This window comes from Planotetraspora sp. GP83 (genome assembly GCF_041262585.1).
Classification (GTDB): domain Bacteria; phylum Actinomycetota; class Actinomycetes; order Streptosporangiales; family Streptosporangiaceae; genus JAOEGB01.
On sequence record NZ_JBGCBZ010000001.1, the window covers coordinates 535,533 to 551,682 of the forward strand.

The 16,150-nt window shown below is 69.0% G+C and carries 15 protein-coding genes and 1 pseudogene; 3 read left to right on the top strand and 13 right to left on the bottom strand.

Translation table 11 applies throughout. The features are described 5' to 3' along the window. Positions 1–333: 333 nt before the first annotated feature. Together ABH927_RS02480 and ABH927_RS02485 are read left to right on the top strand one after the other, a co-directional pair. A pseudogene (locus ABH927_RS02480) lies at positions 334–960 on the top strand (DUF222 domain-containing protein); the annotation flags it as partial. A gap of 104 nt (positions 961–1,064) precedes the next feature. After that, positions 1,065–1,541: a DUF4429 domain-containing protein gene (locus ABH927_RS02485; RefSeq protein WP_370017845.1), complete on the top strand. Its 477-nt coding sequence runs from the start codon at positions 1,065–1,067 to the stop codon at positions 1,539–1,541. Positions 1,542–1,762: 221 nt separating this feature from the next. Here the strand turns inward: ABH927_RS02485 and hisG are convergent, their stop codons facing one another. The 3 genes from hisG to ABH927_RS02500 form a co-directional block, all read right to left on the bottom strand. Next, positions 1,763–2,608, bottom strand: coding sequence for an ATP phosphoribosyltransferase (gene hisG / locus ABH927_RS02490; RefSeq protein ID WP_370017764.1), 846 nt, complete (start codon positions 2,606–2,608; stop codon positions 1,763–1,765). 67 nt (positions 2,609–2,675) lie between these two features. Beyond that, on the bottom strand, positions 2,676–2,939 hold the full coding sequence (locus ABH927_RS02495) for a phosphoribosyl-ATP diphosphatase (RefSeq protein WP_370017846.1): 264 nt from the start codon (positions 2,937–2,939) through the stop codon (positions 2,676–2,678). Between the two features lie 204 nt (positions 2,940–3,143). Then, positions 3,144–4,109 carry an acetylxylan esterase gene (locus tag ABH927_RS02500; RefSeq protein ID WP_370017765.1) on the bottom strand — a complete coding sequence of 322 codons (966 nt, stop codon included), beginning with the start codon at positions 4,107–4,109 and terminating at the stop codon, positions 3,144–3,146. A gap of 170 nt (positions 4,110–4,279) precedes the next feature. Here ABH927_RS02500 and ABH927_RS02505 point away from each other — a divergent pair, with 170 nt between their 5' ends. Next, positions 4,280–5,206, top strand: a complete 927-nt coding sequence (locus tag ABH927_RS02505) for a GNAT family N-acetyltransferase (protein WP_370017766.1) — start codon at positions 4,280–4,282, stop codon at positions 5,204–5,206. 404 nt (positions 5,207–5,610) lie between these two features. Here ABH927_RS02505 and ABH927_RS02510 read toward each other — a convergent pair whose 3' ends face one another. The 10 genes from ABH927_RS02510 to ABH927_RS02555 form a co-directional block, all read right to left on the bottom strand. Continuing rightward, the gene (locus ABH927_RS02510) at positions 5,611–7,791 is read right to left on the bottom strand and encodes a DEAD/DEAH box helicase (protein WP_370017847.1); all 2,181 of its coding nucleotides are present in this window, start codon (positions 7,789–7,791) and stop codon (positions 5,611–5,613) included. Positions 7,792–8,328: 537 nt separating this feature from the next. After that, positions 8,329–8,706 (bottom strand): metal-sulfur cluster assembly factor, encoded by a 378-nt coding sequence (locus ABH927_RS02515; RefSeq protein ID WP_370017767.1) that lies wholly within the window; start codon positions 8,704–8,706, stop codon positions 8,329–8,331. 34 nt (positions 8,707–8,740) lie between these two features. Continuing rightward, the gene (gene sufU, locus ABH927_RS02520) at positions 8,741–9,178 is read right to left on the bottom strand and encodes a Fe-S cluster assembly sulfur transfer protein SufU (protein ID WP_370017768.1); all 438 of its coding nucleotides are present in this window, start codon (positions 9,176–9,178) and stop codon (positions 8,741–8,743) included. A gap of 3 nt (positions 9,179–9,181) precedes the next feature. Continuing rightward, a complete protein-coding gene (locus ABH927_RS02525; RefSeq protein WP_370017769.1) occupies positions 9,182–10,444 on the bottom strand; it encodes a cysteine desulfurase in 1,263 nt (420 codons plus the stop codon). Continuing rightward, a complete protein-coding gene (gene sufC, locus ABH927_RS02530; protein ID WP_370017770.1) occupies positions 10,444–11,217 on the bottom strand; it encodes a Fe-S cluster assembly ATPase SufC in 774 nt (257 codons plus the stop codon). The genes ABH927_RS02525 and sufC overlap by 1 nt, the downstream gene beginning before the upstream one ends. 4 nt (positions 11,218–11,221) lie before the next feature. Then, positions 11,222–11,575: a non-heme iron oxygenase ferredoxin subunit gene (locus ABH927_RS02535; RefSeq protein WP_370017771.1), complete on the bottom strand. Its 354-nt coding sequence runs from the start codon at positions 11,573–11,575 to the stop codon at positions 11,222–11,224. Further along, entirely contained in the window at positions 11,572–12,693 is a 1,122-nt protein-coding gene (gene sufD / locus ABH927_RS02540; RefSeq protein WP_370017772.1) for a Fe-S cluster assembly protein SufD, read from the bottom strand. Before sufD ends, ABH927_RS02535 begins: the two co-directional genes overlap by 4 nt. Further along, entirely contained in the window at positions 12,693–14,105 is a 1,413-nt protein-coding gene (gene sufB / locus ABH927_RS02545; RefSeq protein ID WP_370017773.1) for a Fe-S cluster assembly protein SufB, read from the bottom strand. The genes sufD and sufB overlap by 1 nt, the downstream gene beginning before the upstream one ends. Continuing rightward, on the bottom strand, positions 14,102–14,926 hold the full coding sequence (locus ABH927_RS02550) for a helix-turn-helix transcriptional regulator (protein WP_370017774.1): 825 nt from the start codon (positions 14,924–14,926) through the stop codon (positions 14,102–14,104). The genes sufB and ABH927_RS02550 overlap by 4 nt, the downstream gene beginning before the upstream one ends. 235 nt (positions 14,927–15,161) lie before the next feature. Continuing rightward, a complete protein-coding gene (locus ABH927_RS02555) occupies positions 15,162–15,935 on the bottom strand; it encodes a VOC family protein (RefSeq protein ID WP_370017775.1) in 774 nt (257 codons plus the stop codon). Positions 15,936–16,150 lie beyond the last annotated feature (215 nt).

Here is a 16,150-nt window from a genome sequence, read left to right on the forward strand (position 1 = left end):
TGTGCCGTTCATGGTCAGTTCATGGTCTTGCCGCTTCTGCGGGCTCGGTGGCATTCGCGTTGCGGTACGGCATGCCGCCTGCGGATAACACTCGCGGATAACTCTCCGGCCTTATCATATTTATCGCCAGGCGAAACACGTCCGAACAGGGTTGCATGGAAATAAACTGACAAAAGGCGTCTAGATACGACTATGTTCGGCGCTGCGTCGCCATTTTCTTGGGGGGCACTCTCAAAGGAGTTCTCGTCGCCTGGACGCGTTTTTGTCGGTGGTGGTTGGTAGTTTTACCGTGTGATTGTCGAACGGCAGCGAATCCCTGAGGGGCTGGCGCGGATGGCGCCCGGTCCTGGGCTGGCCGCCGTCCTGGACGGGTTGGACATCGCCCGGTTGAGCGGCTACGACGCGGTGCTGGTGCTGCAAGCCTACGCCCGGCTCGAAGCGCACGTCCAAGCCCGCAAAGCCGCCGTCATGGCCGAAGTCGGCCTGTATGAGCCGTCCCCGTGCGATATGAAGAAAATGCCGCGCCCGGACAAATACTCCGCCGATGAGATCCGGGCCGCGCTGGTGTTGACCCGCCGCGCCGCCGAGCGTGAATACGTTTTCGCTTATGATCTGTCGACCCGCCTTCCCGCCGTCCACCGGGCCCTTGCGGTGGGGGTCATCGACAAAGCCCGCGCCCTGGTTTTTCATGACTGGCTGGAGGGTGTCCCCGACCCCCTCGCCCGGGCGGTGGCCGGTCATCTGCTGCCGAAGGCCGGGACGTGCACGACCAGCCAGCTGAAAGACAAGATCAAGACGCTGCTGGTGGCCGCCGACCCGCAGTGGGCGCGGCGTAAGTATGAGCGGGCGCTGCAGCGGCGCCGCATCGAGGGCATGCGGCACGCCGACGGGACCGCGACGATCACCGGTCACCAGTTGCCCGTGGACCAGGCGGCGGCCGCCATCGCCCGGGTGGATGCCATCGCCCGGCAGACCAAACGCGCCGGACTGCACGCCCCGATCGACCACATCATACTCGCCGCCTGCACGAGACCCTGGGTTCCTGCCGAATTCCCATCGGGGCCATCAGCCGTGTCGAGCTTCGGCCGACCTCGGGCTGGCGCGGACACGGCGAACTGCGCGTCATCACACGGCCAGGAGCCGACCCCTACCGCGCCATCGTCGAAGGCCACCTCCCCGACCGCTTCGACCCCTTCCGCCTCCACTTCACAAAGAAACAGGAACTCCTGGCCGAGTACTACGCAACCGAGATAACAACGGCCGCCGGAAACGAACCGTCGACCTCACCGATCCCCACACCACCACCGCCGATCGCCATTGACTCGACTGCGGGCGGGATCCACTTCGACGGAGCCTACGTCCAGCGAACTAAGCACAGCCGGACAGCCCGCCACGAACACCCCCCGGCCAGCGGAAACAGGGCCAACGGGCCCATGCCAAGGGCAGGCCAGCCGAACAGGAAGCACAACCGAACAGGCCGCCGCCGCGAACACACCTGGGGCCGCCCTGGTGAAGCCCCCCGGCTGGCCATACCCGACTAACAGACCGCCGCCGGGACCGCGCCCCGGCCAGCGGAAACCTAGCTAACAGGCCAATACTGAAGGAACCGCTGACCACGGGAAGCGGGACCACCAGGGCCGCCGACCAGGAAACCCACGGCCGGTAGGCCGCGGCCGAGAGCAGACGGCTGGCCCACGCAGTGCGCCGGCCACAGCGCGGGCCGCCACACAGCGCGGGCGAAGTGCCTGGCGGGGAGGCGGGGCTAGAGGCGGCAGGCGTAGATGGCGGTGACGAGGATGGCCTTCGCGCCGATCTCCCAGAGTTGATCCATGACCTGCTGGTGGCCCTTACGGGGAACCAAGGCGCGGACGGCGACCCAGCCCTCGCGGTGGAGCGGGGAGACCGTCGGCCCCTCCATGCCGGGGGTGATCGCGATGGCCTCGTCGATCCGCTCGGCGCGGATGTCGTAGTCGATCATCACGTAGTCGCGGGCCACCAGCACGCCCTGGAGGCGCCGGATGAGCTGCTGGAACCCGTTGCTCTCGGAGGAGCCCGCACGCTTGATCAGCACGGCCTCGGACCGGGCGATCGGCTCGCCGAAAACCTCCAGGCCGACGTTGCGCAGGGTGGTCCCGGTCTCGACCACGTCGGCCACGGCGTCGGCCACACCCAGCCGGATGGCGGTCTCGACGGCGCCGTCCAGCTTGATCACGCGGGCGTCGACGCCCTGGTCGGCGAGGTACTTGCTGAGAAGGCCGGCGTAGGACGTGGCGATCCGCAGGCCGGCGAGGTCGGCCACGCTGGAGTAGGTCCCGGCGGTGGACGCGAACCGGAACGTCGACTGGCCGAAGCCCAGCGGCACGACCTCCTCGGCGGGAGCGCCGGAGTCGAACAGCATGTCGCGGCCGGTGATGCCCGCGTCGAGGGTGCCCTCGCCGACGTAGACGGCGATGTCGCGGGGGCGCAGGAAGAACAGCTCGCAGGAGTTCTCGGGGTCGACGACCACGAGTTCCTTGCTGTCCCTGCGCTCGCGGTATCCGGCTTCTTTCAGGATGGTCTGGGCGGCCTCGGTGAGCGCGCCCTTGTTCGGGACTGCTAGTCGCAGCATGACGTGAGAAACCCTTCCGGAGTCAGGAGAACAAGGTCAAAGGAGGCAAATGGCCGCGAGATCGCGGCTACAGATGCTTGTAGACCTCGTCCAGCCCGACGCCGCGCGCCAGCATGAGGACCTGGATGTGGTAGAGCAACTGCGAGATCTCCTCGGCGGTCCGCTCGGTCGACTCGTACTCGGCCGCCATCCAGCTTTCGGCGGCCTCCTCGACGACCTTCTTGCCGATGGCATGGACACCGGCGTCCAGGGCGGCCACCGTGCCGGACCCAGCGGGCCGGGTGCGTGCCTTCTCTGCCAGCTCGGCGTACAGCTCTTCGAAGGTCTTCATGGTCTCTCTCGGGTCGTCGGGCGTGCGCATCCCAGGGTAACCACCGTACGCGCGCATCCAGGTTAGTCCCGCCCGGGACCTGGGAGCGCGTCTTGTCCACGCTCCGAGATCGCACGGATCCGACACAGATCCCGCGCAGATCCCGCGGGAGGTCCGGCGGAGATCTCGATGCGCCGCCGTACGGCTTCGCGGGCCGTACGGAAGTCAGCCGAAGAGCTTCCGGGCGACCCGGAGTTGCTCCAGGGCCTGCTGGGACTCGCCGCCCTCGTGGCCGTTGAACGGCCAGACCGCGATGTCTTTGGGGCCCGCGTAGTGGTTGTACGCGGCGAACACGGTAGAGGCCGGGGTCACGCCGTCGCGCAGCCCGACGGAGAAGAGAGCGGGCGTCTGGGCACGCACGGCGAAGTTCACACAGTCGAAGTAGTCGAGCGTGGCGAAGATGTCCTCGACCCGGGTGCGGTGGACGGCGCAGAACCGGCCTAGTTCCCCATAGGGGTCGATGTCGGTGATCTCCACAGCGCGCCGGAAATGGCTCATGAATGGCACGTTGATGAAGGCGTGTGTGATCCCCGGGACCAGCGCGGCGGCTACGAGCGCCATGGCCCCGCCCTGGCTTCCGCCCGCGACGATGACCTTCTCCGAGTCCACCGCGGGATGCGACCGAGCCGCCTCGACGGCCCGGACGACGTCCGTGAAGAGCCTCCGGTAGTAGTACGCCTCGGGATCGAAGATGCCCTGCGTCATCTTGCCGGACTGCTCGGGCCCGATGCCGGGGAAGGGGTCCGGGGTGTCGCCGGGGCGCCAGCCGCCGCCCTGCCCACGGGTGTCCATGACGAAGACGGCGTATCCGGCGGCGGGCCACAGCAGCCAGTCGTGGGGCAGGCCCCGGCCGCCGTTGTAGCCGATGTACTCCACCACGCACGGCAACGGGCCGGAAGGCGACGCCGGCTTGAGGAACCATCCCTTGATCGGATGGCCGCCGAACCCCGCGAACGTCACGTCGAACACCTCGACCAGGGAAAGATCAGCGGCGTACGGCACGAAGGTGGCATTCAGCTCGTGCTCCCGCGCCTCGGCCAGAGTCCGCTCCCAGAAGAGGTCGAAGTCCTCGGGCTCCCGGCGCTCCGGCAGGTAGGCACGCAATTGGTCGAGGGGCATGTCAACGAACATGGGGGCACTCCGGGGGAACGTCATCGGGCCAGCCCTCCGACCCTACCGGTGCTCCATCCCGTGGCAGTGATCGCGTACGGCCCTCCGCGTACGGTCCTCCGGCGCCCGGCGCCCGGCCGGCGACGGAAATAGATGTGACTCGCGACGTTCGAGTCCGCAAGGATGCCGGGATGAAGGCCCGCCCCTACGCCGACGACGACATGCCGCTGCTGCAATCGACCTTCGCGACGTGGATCGCCGAGGCGGGCAGATGCGGGTACGACCACATCGGCGAACTGCCCCACCGGATCTACGAGAACCTGCGAGATCGCCGCCCGGTCGGGGAACTGGTTCGTCTGTGGGAGGGCGACACAGGCCTCGCCGGCATCGCGATCAACCTCCGCTTCGGCTCCGCGTTCGACGTCTTCACCGCGCCCTCGCTACGCGGCACGCCCGAAGAGCGTCGCATGCTGGAGTTCGCTTACCAGACCACGGCCCGCTTCATGAACCCCGGCGAACGATACGTCCTGACCGACGTCTTCGACTGCGACGCCACCAGGATCAGGCTGCTGCGGGAGCTCGGCTTCGAACGCTTCAGAACCTGGGACCACGTCAACGACCGCGACCTCGGCCAGCCGGTCGCCGAAGCTCGCGTCCCCGCCGGCTTCGTTCTGCGTGGCGCTCGTCCGGCCGACGCCGACCAACTCGCCGAGGCCCGCAACCACGCCTTCGAGCAGGATTGGACCGGGTCGCAGTACCGCGCGGCGGTGATGGAGAAGCCCGGGTACGACCCGGAACGGGAGATCGTCATCGAGGCGCCCGACGGCCGGATCGCCGCGTTCACCGTCTACTGGATCGACGAAGTCAACCGGACCGGCCATTTCGAGCCGGTCGGCACGCACCCGGACTTCCAACGTCGGCGCCTCGCACGGGCGGCGATGGTGCACGCGATGCGGCGAATGCGGGCGCTCGGCATGACGGTGGCGACGGTCAACCACGATGCCGGCAACCTGCCCGCCCGCAGGCTCTACGAGTCCCTCGGCTTCGTCAGGCGGCACGAGACGTACGGCTTCCGCCGGCCCTCACCCAGCACGCCTCCACTCAGCGTGTCCCAGTAGCCGGCCCGAGCCTCGGAACCGGGCACGGCGCCGCGCCGTCCGCCCGGGCACGGCCGAGCTCTCCTCATCGACGTGGTGGCTGTGGCGGCCGCAATGGCAACGGCGTGTGTGGTGGTCCTGGGGCCCCGGCGGTCGTGGTCCCGGCGCGATTGCCGCGCCGAGGATCAGCAGATCGGCAGGTAGGGCGGCTCGGGCCTGTGCGGTTACCTCCGGAGACGCGGACAGGCCTGCCCCTCCCCCCTCTCATGGAGCAAGAGCAGGAGCAGGAGCAGGCCTGTGCGTCGCCGGCCCTGCCAGTCACAACGACCAGACGCAGACAGCACTACGAACACCCGTGGCGTACGGACTCCGTCCGCCACGACGCCATTGCCGAGGGCGTGCCCGCCGACCGGTGAGGATTCTCGTCAGCGGCCGGTAAAGCGGTTGCCGGAGTGACCGCCGGTGCGCCCGGTGGGGCGGCCGCCCTGGCGGAACCCGCCGCCATAGGGGGCACGGGACTCCCCACGGCTGTCCGGACGGCGCTCGGAGCGGCCTTCGCCGCGTCCCCGCTCACCCTGATAACCGCCGCCCTGGTAACCACCACTCTGGTACCCGCCGCGCGAGTCGCTGCGCGAGTCACCGCGCGAGTCGCTACGCGAGTCACCGCGCTGCTCGTAACGGCCGTCGCCGTTCGAGGGCCCGCGCTGCCGGTCGCCCTGGTAGCCGCGGCCGCTTGCCCGCTCACCGTCCCGGAACGAGCCGCCCTCACGGTTCTCCCGGAAGGGGCGGGCTCCGTCGCGGTAGTCGCTCCCCGTGCCGCGGCCACGCTCGCCATGGGCGTCCCCGCGCCGGCCGTCGCCGAGCCTGCGATCGTTGTCCCGGCCGGCGAAGCCGCCGCGGTCCCCGCGGAACTCGCCGCCACGGTCACGGCGCTCGCCACCGGAACCCCCAGCGCCACCGGAACCCCCAGCGCCACGGTCACCCCTGTCACTGCGGTCACCACGGTCATCTGCCGAGCCGCCGCGGGAGGAGCGGAACGAACCCTCGCGGAACTGGCCGCGCAGGTCGCGGACGCTGCCGCCGGAGTCGTTGCGACGCCGGTACTGCGTGGCCTCGGCCGGGCGCCCGTCTCCCGGGGCACGGTCACGGCCGGAGCTCTCGCCTTCGCGGCGGAACCCCTCGTTCCCGCGCCGGAAACCCTCGCCCTCCCGCCGGAAACCGCCATCGGAGCGGTCGCGCCAGGGGGCGCCTTCGGGACGGTCACGGCGGGGGCCGTCGCCGTCCCGGCCGCGGCGGTCGCCGAAGCGGCGCGGACGACGCTCGCCGCCGGGGTGGTCGTCGCGCTTGGGCCGGAGGGGCCTGCGCACGTCGGGCTCCCAGACGGGGATGGCCTCACCGCTGGGGCGGCGGGCGCCGGCGATCTCGGCCAGGATCGGGTCGCCGGGCGCGACCCGGTGGCGGGACGGGGTGATGCCCGCCCGCCGCGTCATCGAATCGGTGGAACGCCGCTCGTTGGGGGTGATCAGCGTCACGACGCTGCCGCGCTCGCCCGCGCGGGCCGTACGGCCGCCGCGGTGGAGGTAGCTCTTGTGGTCCATGGGCGGGTCCACGTGGAGCACGAGGCTGACGTCGTCCACGTGGATGCCGCGGGCGGCCACGTCGGTGCAGACCAGGACCTTGACGTTGCCCTCGCGGAACTCGCTGAGAATGCGGGTGCGCTGGTTCTGCCGCTTGCCGCCGTGCAGGCCGCCGGCGCGGACGCCGACCCGGGCGAGCTGCTTGACCACCCGGTCGACGCCGTGCTGGGTGCGGACGAACAGGATCGTACGGCCCTCGCGGTTGGCGATCTCAGCCGTCACGTCGATCTTGTCGTCCCGGTGGACCTGGACGAGGTGGTGCTCCATGGTCTCGACCGAGGAGGTCGCCGGGTCGAGCGAGTGGGTCACCGGGTCGGTCAGGAACCGCCGGACCAGCTTGTCGACGTCGCCGTCGAGCGTGGCGGAGAAGAGCAGCCGCTGGCTGTCGGCGGGCGTCTTGTCGAGGATCGCGCTCACCACGGGGAAGAAGCCGAGGTCGCACATGTGGTCGGCCTCGTCGAGCACGCTCACCAGGACGTCCTGGAGCGAGCACTCACCCTGCTCGATGAGGTCGGTCAGGCGTCCGGGCGTGGCGACGACGATCTCGACGCCGCGGCGCAGCGCGTCGATCTGCTTGCCCATGGACATGCCGCCGACGACCGTCTTGACCCGCAGCGACAGGCCGCGGCCGAGGGGCTCGATCGCGTCGGCGACCTGCAGGGCCAGCTCTCGGGTGGGGACGAGGACGATGGCGCGAGGACGCTTGGGCAGGGCCTTCTCCCCCGCGATGCGGGCCATGGTCGGCAGGCCGAACGCGAGGGTCTTGCCGGAGCCGGTCTGACCCCGCCCGAGCACGTCGTGCCCGGCGAGGATGTCGGGAATGGCGGCCCGCTGGATGGGGAACGGAGAGGTGATGCCCTGCCGGGCCAGCCCCGCGACAAGCGGCTTGGGCAGGCCGAGCAGAATGAACTCGTCAAGCACCTCAGGCAGCCCGGAGTCGATGGTCTCGGGCAGGCCGGAGTCGAGCATGGTCACGAAATCGTGCCTTTCATCGAAGATGACGTGTCGGAACACGGGGGCGCGTCACTTCTGCGAAAGGACGAGCCAGGACATGTACGGCGGTGCCGTACCTCATCAGGACGCGGGGGATGGAATCCCTCTCATCGGGGCTTCCAGGAGGTCGTCCCCCTGGACGGACACAAAGTCCGGCGCGGCCGACGGTCGATCCGTCGGCCAGCAGGCCCCTGCGTCGGGCGGCAGTGCCGCGCGGTCCACGCGCTTGGTGGTCCAGCACTGCGATCTGTCCGCGAGTCTATCCGAACAGGGCCGACTCGCGATCACGGCGGCTTCGGCGCTCCCGCAGATGTGCCGGCCATCACGCGAAATCGGATGGCCTTCTCACGGACGCCATGTTGCAAGCCGCTAGGTAAAGCAAAACACCACTATACGGCATTCCCAATTGTCACAGGACATCATCGGAACCGCTTGCGGCGCGCGGGCATGGCCCGGCGCGCCGGGCGGCGATACGACCGGGGATCAGACGGGGGATCAGACCGGGATCAGGGATCAGACGTTGAAGCCCAGCATGCGGAGCTGGTCACGCCCGTCATCGGTGATCTTGTCCGGGCCCCACGGCGGCAGCCACACCCAGTTGATCACGACACTGGAGACCAGGTCGGCGAGTGCCGAGTTGGCCTGGTCCTCGATCACGTCGGTCAGCGGGCAGGCCGCGCTGGTCAGCGTCATGTCGATGGTCGCGATGGGGCGCTCGCCCTCGCCCGCCGGGTCGAGGTTGATCCCGTAAATGAGGCCGAGGTCCACGACGTTGATCCCGAGCTCGGGGTCGACGACGTCCCTCAGCGCCTCCATGACGTCGTCCAGAGAGGTCTCCCCGTCGTACGTCGCTGTCGGGGCCCCAGTGGGGGTCTCTGTCGGCTTGCTCACGTCGTCTCCTCACCTCGCGGCTTGCGCTGAGCGGTCACGCCTGGCTCCGCACGACCGCGTCCTTGTACGCCATCCAGGCCAGCAGGGCGCACTTGACGCGGGCGGGGAACTTCGCCACTCCGGCGAACGCCACCGCGTCTCCCAGCACGTCCTCGTCGGCCTCGACCTGGCCCCGGCCCTGCATCAGCCGGGTGAACTCGTCCACCACCGACAGCGACTCCTCCACGGTCGATCCCGTGGCGAGCTCGTGCAGCATAGACGCGGCGGCCTGGCTGATCGAGCAGCCCTGGCCGTCGTAGGACACGTCGAGGACCTTGCCGCCGTCGTCCACCTTCACCCGCATGGTGACCTCGTCACCGCAGGTCGGGTTCACGTGGTGCACTTCCGCGTCGTACGGCTCACGCAGTCCCCGGCCCTGGGGGTGCTTGTAGTGCTCCAGGATCAGCTCCTGGTACATGGATTCAGCGATCATGGCTCAGCCGAACACCTTCTGCACGTGGTGGAGGCCGCGGACCAGCGCGTCGATCTCGGCCGTCGTGTTATACAGGTAAAAAGACGCCCGCGTGGTCGCTGGAATTCCGAACCGGAGATGCAGCGGGCGGGCGCAGTGGTGACCTACCCGGACAGCGATGCCGTACACGTCGTCGAGGATCTGCCCGACGTCGTGCGGGTGGATTCCCTCCAGCGTGAACGACACCGTGCCACCTCGGGCGACAGCCGTACGGGGACCGATGATCCTGAGCCCGGGGAAGCCGTCCAGCGCGTCGAGGGCGTAGGTGACGAGCTCCTTCTCGTGCCGCTTGATCTCGTCCATGCCTATCGATGTCAGGTAGTCGACCGCCGCGCCGAGGCCGATGGCCTCCACGATGGGCGGGGTCCCGGCCTCGAACTTGTGCGGAACAGGGGCGTAGGTCGAGTGGTCCATCCAGACCGCCTCGATCATCTCGCCGCCGCCGAGGAACGGGGGCATGGCGTCGAGCAGCTCCCGGCGACCCCAGAGCACGCCGATGCCGGACGGGCCGACCATCTTGTGCCCGGTGAAGGCCACGAAGTCCACGCCCAGCCCGGCCACGTCGACCGGCTGGTGGGGCACCGACTGCGACGCGTCGAGCATCATCAGCGCGCCGACCTCGCGGACCCGCGCCAGGACAGGGGACACCGAGTTGACCGTGCCCAGCACGTTGGACTGGTGCACGATCGAGACGATCTTGGTGCGCTCGTTGACCAGCTCGTCGAGGTTTCCGATGTCGAGACGGCCCTCGTCGGTGACGCCGAACCAGCGCAGCGTCGCGCCGGTCCGCTGCGCCAGCAGCTGCCAGGGCACGATGTTGGAGTGGTGCTCCATCTCGGAGATGACGATCTCGTCACCCGGGCCGACCTTGAACCGCTCGTCGGTGTTCACCGGGTTTCCGAAGGAGTAGGCCACCAGGTTGATGGCCTCCGAGGCGTTCTTGGTGAAGATCACCTCGTCGCGCGAAGGAGCGCCGACGAAGGCCGCGATCTTGTCCCGCGCGCCCTCGTACGCCTCGGTGGACTCGCTGCCCAGCGCGTGCAGCGCCCGGCCGACGTTGCTGTAGTGGGAGGCCAGGTGCTCGCGCATGGCCTCGATCACCTGGGTGGGCTTCTGGGAGGAGTTCCCCGAGTCGAGGTAGACCAGCGGGCGGCCGCCGGGCAGCTCGCGGGAGAGGATCGGGAAGTCCTTCCTGATCCTCTCCACGTCGAAGCTCTCGGCAGCCATCAGGCGGACGCCTTCGCGGTGTCGGCCTTTCGCGCGTCCCGCACGTATGACTCGTAGCCCTCGGCTTCCAGCTTCTCCGCCAGCTCGGGGCCGCCCTCCTCGACGATCCGGCCACCGGCGAAGACGTGCACGAAGTCGGGCTTCACGTAGCGGAGGATGCGGGTGTAGTGCGTGATCAGCAGCACGCCGGTGTCGCCTGTGGACCGGAACCGATTGATCCCCTCGGAGACGACGCGCAGGGCGTCGACGTCGAGGCCGGAGTCGGTCTCGTCGAGGATGGCGATCTTCGGCTTGAGCAGCTCCAGCTGGAGGATCTCGTGCCGCTTCTTCTCACCGCCGGAGAAGCCCTCGTTGGTGTTGCGCTGGGCGAAGGCCGAGTCGATGGACAGCGCGTCCATGCCGGACTTCAGGTCCTTGGCGAAGTCGCGCAGCTTGGGGGCCTCGCCGCGAACGGCGGTGATCGCCGAGCGCAGGAAGTTGGACACCGTGACGCCCGGGACCTCGACGGGGTACTGCATGGCGAGGAACAGGCCGGCGCGGGCCCGCTCGTCGACGGACATGTCGAGCAGGTCCGCGCCGTCGAGCAGGACGCTGCCGGACGTGATGGTGTACTTGGGGTGACCGGCGATCGCGTAGGCCAGCGTGGACTTGCCGGAGCCGTTCGGCCCCATGATGGCGTGGGTCTCGCCCGACCGGACGGTCAGGTTGACGCCGCGCAGGATCTCCTTGTCGCCGACGGCGACGTGCAGGTCACGTATCTGAAGGGTGTGCACTCGATTACTCCTTCGAGAGCGAGACGAACACGTCGTCGCCGTCGATCTTGACTCGGTAGACGTTCACGGGCTTGGTTGCGGGCGGCCCGGTGGGCTTGCCGGTGCGCAGGTCGAAGCAGGAGCCGTGCAGCCAGCACTCCAGCGTGTGGTCGTAGACCTCGCCCTCGCTGAGCTTCACCTCGGCGTGCGAGCAGACGTCGTGCAGGGCGAAGATCTCGTCGCCCGTGCGGACCACCGCGACGGGGACGCCGTCGACCTCGACACCGACGGCGCCGTTGTCCGGGATGTCGCCGACCTTGCAGACCTTCTCCCACCGCCCCTCGTGGGAGACGTCAGCGGACGAACGTGCGCCGATCATCGCGCCAGCTCCGCCTCAACAGCGGCGAGGACGCGCTCGCGGATCTCCCCTACCTCGATCTTCTCGAGGAGCTGGGCGAAGAAGCCGTGGATGACCAGGCGGCGGGCCTCGTCGAACGGGATGCCGCGGGCCTGCAGGTAGAAGATGTGCTCGTCGTCGAGACGGCCGGAGGCGGACGCGTGTCCCGCCCCGGCGACCTCGCCGGTGAGGATCTCCAGGTTCGGCACGGAGTCGGCGCGGGCCCCGTCGGTGAGGATCAGGTTCCGGTTGAGCTCGTAGGTGTCGGTGCCCTCGGCCTCGGCCCGGATGATCACATCGCCGATCCACACCGCGTGGGCGCCGTCACCCTGCAGCGCGCCCTTGTAGGTCACGTTGCTGCGGCAGTTCGGCACGGTGTGTTCTACCAGCAGGCGGTGCTCCAGGTGCTGCCCGGCGTCCACGAAGTAGAGGCCGGTCAGGTCGGCGTCGCCGCCGGGCGCCGTGTACGCCACGGAGGGCGAGAGCCGTACGAGATCGCCGCCGAGGGTGACCACGAAGGACCGGAAGGTCGCGTCCTTGCCGAGCTGGGCGTGGTGGTGCGAGACGTGCACGGCGTCATCGGCCCAGTCCTGCAGGCTGACGACCTTCAGCGTCGCGCCGTCGCCCACGACGAACTCGACGTTGTCGGCGTAGACCGCGCTGCCGCTGTGGTCCAGGACCAGCACGGCCTCCGCCAAGGGCTCGACCTTGATCAGGAGGTGGCCGTAGGCCGCCCCACCGCCCGTACCCCGGAGGCTGACCACGGTCGGGCGCGAGGTGACGGCCTCACGCGGGACCGTGACGACCGTCGCCTTCTCGAACGACGCGTACGCCTGGGCGCTGACCCGGTCGGCAGGCACATAGGCCTTGCCGAGACGCGGGTCGTCGCGGCCCACGGTCTCGACGGTGACCTCGGGGGCCGCGTCGACCTCGACCAGGACGTCGCCGGAGGCGGCCGCCGTGCCGTTGTGCAGGCCCTTGAGGCGGGACAGCGGGGTGAACCGCCACTCCTCCTCGCGGCCGGTCGGCACGGCGAAGTCCTCCACGTCGTACGACGACCTCTCGTGAAGCGTCGACAGCGGCTTCGTTGCGAGACCCATCAGCCGACGGCCCCTTCCATCTGCAGCTCGATGAGGCGGTTCAGCTCCAGCGCGTACTCCATCGGGAGCTCGCGGGCGATCGGCTCGACGAAGCCGCGCACGATCATCGCCATCGCCTCGTCCTCGTTCATGCCGCGGCTCATCAGGTAGAACAGCTGGTCCTCGGACACCTTGGAGACCGTGGCCTCGTGGCCCATCGAGACGTCGTCCTCGCGGACGTCGACGTACGGGTAGGTGTCGGAGCGGCTGATCTGGTCGACGAGCAGGGCGTCGCACTTGACGGTCGAGGCCGAGCCGGCCGCGCCCTCCTCGATCTGGACGAGACCGCGGTAGGACGTCCGGCCGCCGCCACGGGCGACGGACTTGGAGATGATCGTGGACGAGGTCTTGGGCGCGAGGTGCACCATCTTGGCGCCCGCGTCCTGGTGCTGGCCCTCACCGGCGAAGGCGACCGACAGGGTCTCGCCCTTGGCGTGCTCGCCCATGAGGTAGACGGCCGGGTACTTCATCGTGACCTTGGAGCCGATGTTGCCGTCGATCCACTCCATGGTCGCGCCCTCGTACGCCACGGCGCGCTTGGTGACCAGGTTGTAGACGTTGTTCGACCAGTTCTGGATGGTCGTGTAACGGCAGCGGGCGCCCTTCTTCACGATGATCTCGACGACCGCCGAGTGCAGGGAGTCCGACGAGTAGATCGGCGCGGTGCAGCCCTCGACGTAATGGACGTAGGAGTTCTCGTCCACGATGATCAGGGTCCGCTCGAACTGGCCCATGTTCTCGGTGTTGATCCGGAAGTAGGCCTGGAGCGGGATCTCGACGTTGACGTTCGGCGGCACGTAGATGAACGAGCCGCCCGACCACACGGCGGTGTTCAGGGAGGCGAACTTGTTGTCGCCCACCGGGATCACCGAGCCGAAGTACTCCTTGAAGAGCTCCTCGTGCTCCCGCAGACCGGTGTCGGTGTCGACGAAGATGACACCCTTCTCCTCAAGGTCCTCACGGATCTTGTGATAGACGACCTCGGACTCGTACTGGGCGGCGACACCCGCGATGAGGCGCTGCTTCTCCGCCTCCGGGATGCCCAGCTTGTCGTAGGTGCTCTTGATGTCGGCGGGCAACTCGTCCCAGGACGCGGCCTGCTTCTCGGTCGAGCGCACGAAGTACTTGATGTTGTCGAAGTCGATGCCGGTGAGGTCGGAGCCCCACGTGGGCATGGGCTTCTTCCGGAACAGCCGAAGACCCTTGAGGCGCAGGTCGAGCATCCACTCCGGCTCGTTCTTGAGCGCGGAGATGTCGCGGACGACCTCTTCGGACAGCCCACGTCGGGCTACGGCCCCGGCCGCGTCCGAGTCGGCCCAGCCGAACTTGTAATTCCCGAGGCCTTCCAGCTCCGGGCGGTCGGTGACAGTCACCTTCCGGTCTCCTTGCTCGTTGATGTGCTCGATTCATGGGTACGCGCCTGCCTCCCGGCCAGCGCGTGGGAACTCACATGGGTGGTGCAGACCCCGTCGCCGTTCGCGATGGTGGCCAGTCGTTGCACCGGCGTGCCCAGGAGCTGCGCGAAGGCCTCGGTCTCCGCCTCGCACAGCTGGGGGAAGGCCGCGGCGACGTGCGCGACCGGGCAGTGGTGCTGGCAGAGCTGTTCGCCGCCCTGCCCCGTCTTGGTCGCCGACGCGGCGTAGCCCTCTGCGGACAGCGCCTCGGCGAGCACGCGGACCCGCTGGTCGGCGGGCACCTCGCGCATCAGCGTCTCCAGCCTGCTGACCAGGCCGGACACCTGCGCCCGCGCGAACTCCGACACCGCCTCGCCGCCCATCCGCTCGGCCAGGAAGCGCAGGGCGCTGCCGGCCAGGTCGTCGTAGGCGTGGACGAAGGCGCTGCGGCCCGCGTCGGTGATCGCGAACAGCTTCGCCGGCCTGCCGCGGCCTCGCTGGCCGCGCGGCCGTGCCGTACGGGGCTCGATCATGCCTTCGGCGAGCAGCGCGTCGAGGTGGCGGCGGACGGCGGCGGGCGTCAGGCCCAGCCGCTCCCCGAGCGCCGCCGCGGTCACCGGGCCGTGCTCCAGGATGAGCCGGGCCACCCGGGCGCGGGTGCCGCGCTCCGCCGTGATCTGCGCGGACGCGGCTGGGCCGATCTGCGCGGGGGCCTGGGACACCGGGTGCGCAGGGGACAGCGCGGAGGGCCGCGTCACGGCGGTCTCCTCGGCGTTCGTCTTACCCGGCACGTATTTCACAACATCAGTGTGCCGTAATTCCTTCCCGCACGACAAACCCAAGGCACGATCCAAGTGAATGCAATTTCTCACGCAGGTAAGCCTTACCTAACCTGGGACGATGTCCTCGCGGCAGGCTTTAGCGATCATGTACGGCGGGCACGGTCGAGCGGCCGGTCCGGGCGTGAACGGAGACTATCGCCCACCGGCCCGGCCCGCAGGCCGGGGCCACCGCTCCGCGGCCCGTGGCGGACGGCTACCGCCCGGTCGCCTGCCACACGGCGAAGGACGCGCCCTGCGGGTCCGCGAGGATCGCGAAGCGCCCTATCGGGATGTCCTTCGGAGGGAGGAGAACCCTGCCCCCGTGCCTCTGGATGCCGTCCACGGCTTCGTCGCAGTCGGCGACCCCGAAGTAGACCAGCCAGTGCGGAGGCACCTCAGGCGGGTACAGATCCCCCATGGGCATCATCCCGGCGATGGAGCGGCCGTCCACCTGGAACTCGGTGTACGGCATGGGGCCGCCCTCGTGGGTCTGGGACTCCCAGCCGAACACCCGCGAGTAGAACGCCTTGGCGGCCTCGACGTCACGGGTGGCGAGCTCGTTCCAGGTCAGCGTGCCGGGTTCGTTGACCAGTTCGGCGCCCTTGTGGTTGCCGGGCCGCCACGCGCCGAAGAAGGCGCCGGCCGGGTCCTGGAAGACGCCCAGCCAGCCCTCCTCGAAGACCTGCATGGGCCCCATCACCACGGTGCCCCCGGCCTCCCGGACGGACTCGGCGGTCCTCTCGATGTCATCGGTGGCGATGTATGTGTTCCACACGGCGGGCATGCCGTCGACGAACGTGGGCCCGACGCCCGCGACCCTCTTGCCCCTCAGGCGGAACTGCCCGTAGCCACCGGCCTCCGGGCGCGGGTCGATCCCGGCCTCCCAGCCGAAGACCTCCCCGTAGAACGCGGTCGCGGCGGTGACATCGGTGGTCGACAGATCCACCCAGCAGGGCACGCCGGGCTGATACTCGGTCGTCTCGGTCATCTCGACCTCCCCCGGTCTGTGACACCGTTCATTGACACCGTACGTATCGAGACGTATCGAGCGATTCACGGCATGGCGAGGCATGGGACGCATCGGCCCGATCGAACTCAACCATTTCCAGATCCACCCCAATCGTTTACCCGTCCTTCCGCCCGCTCGGCAGGCATCCGCCGTCCAGACCGGCCGGTTCGCTCCCTAGACTCAAGTGAATCGAC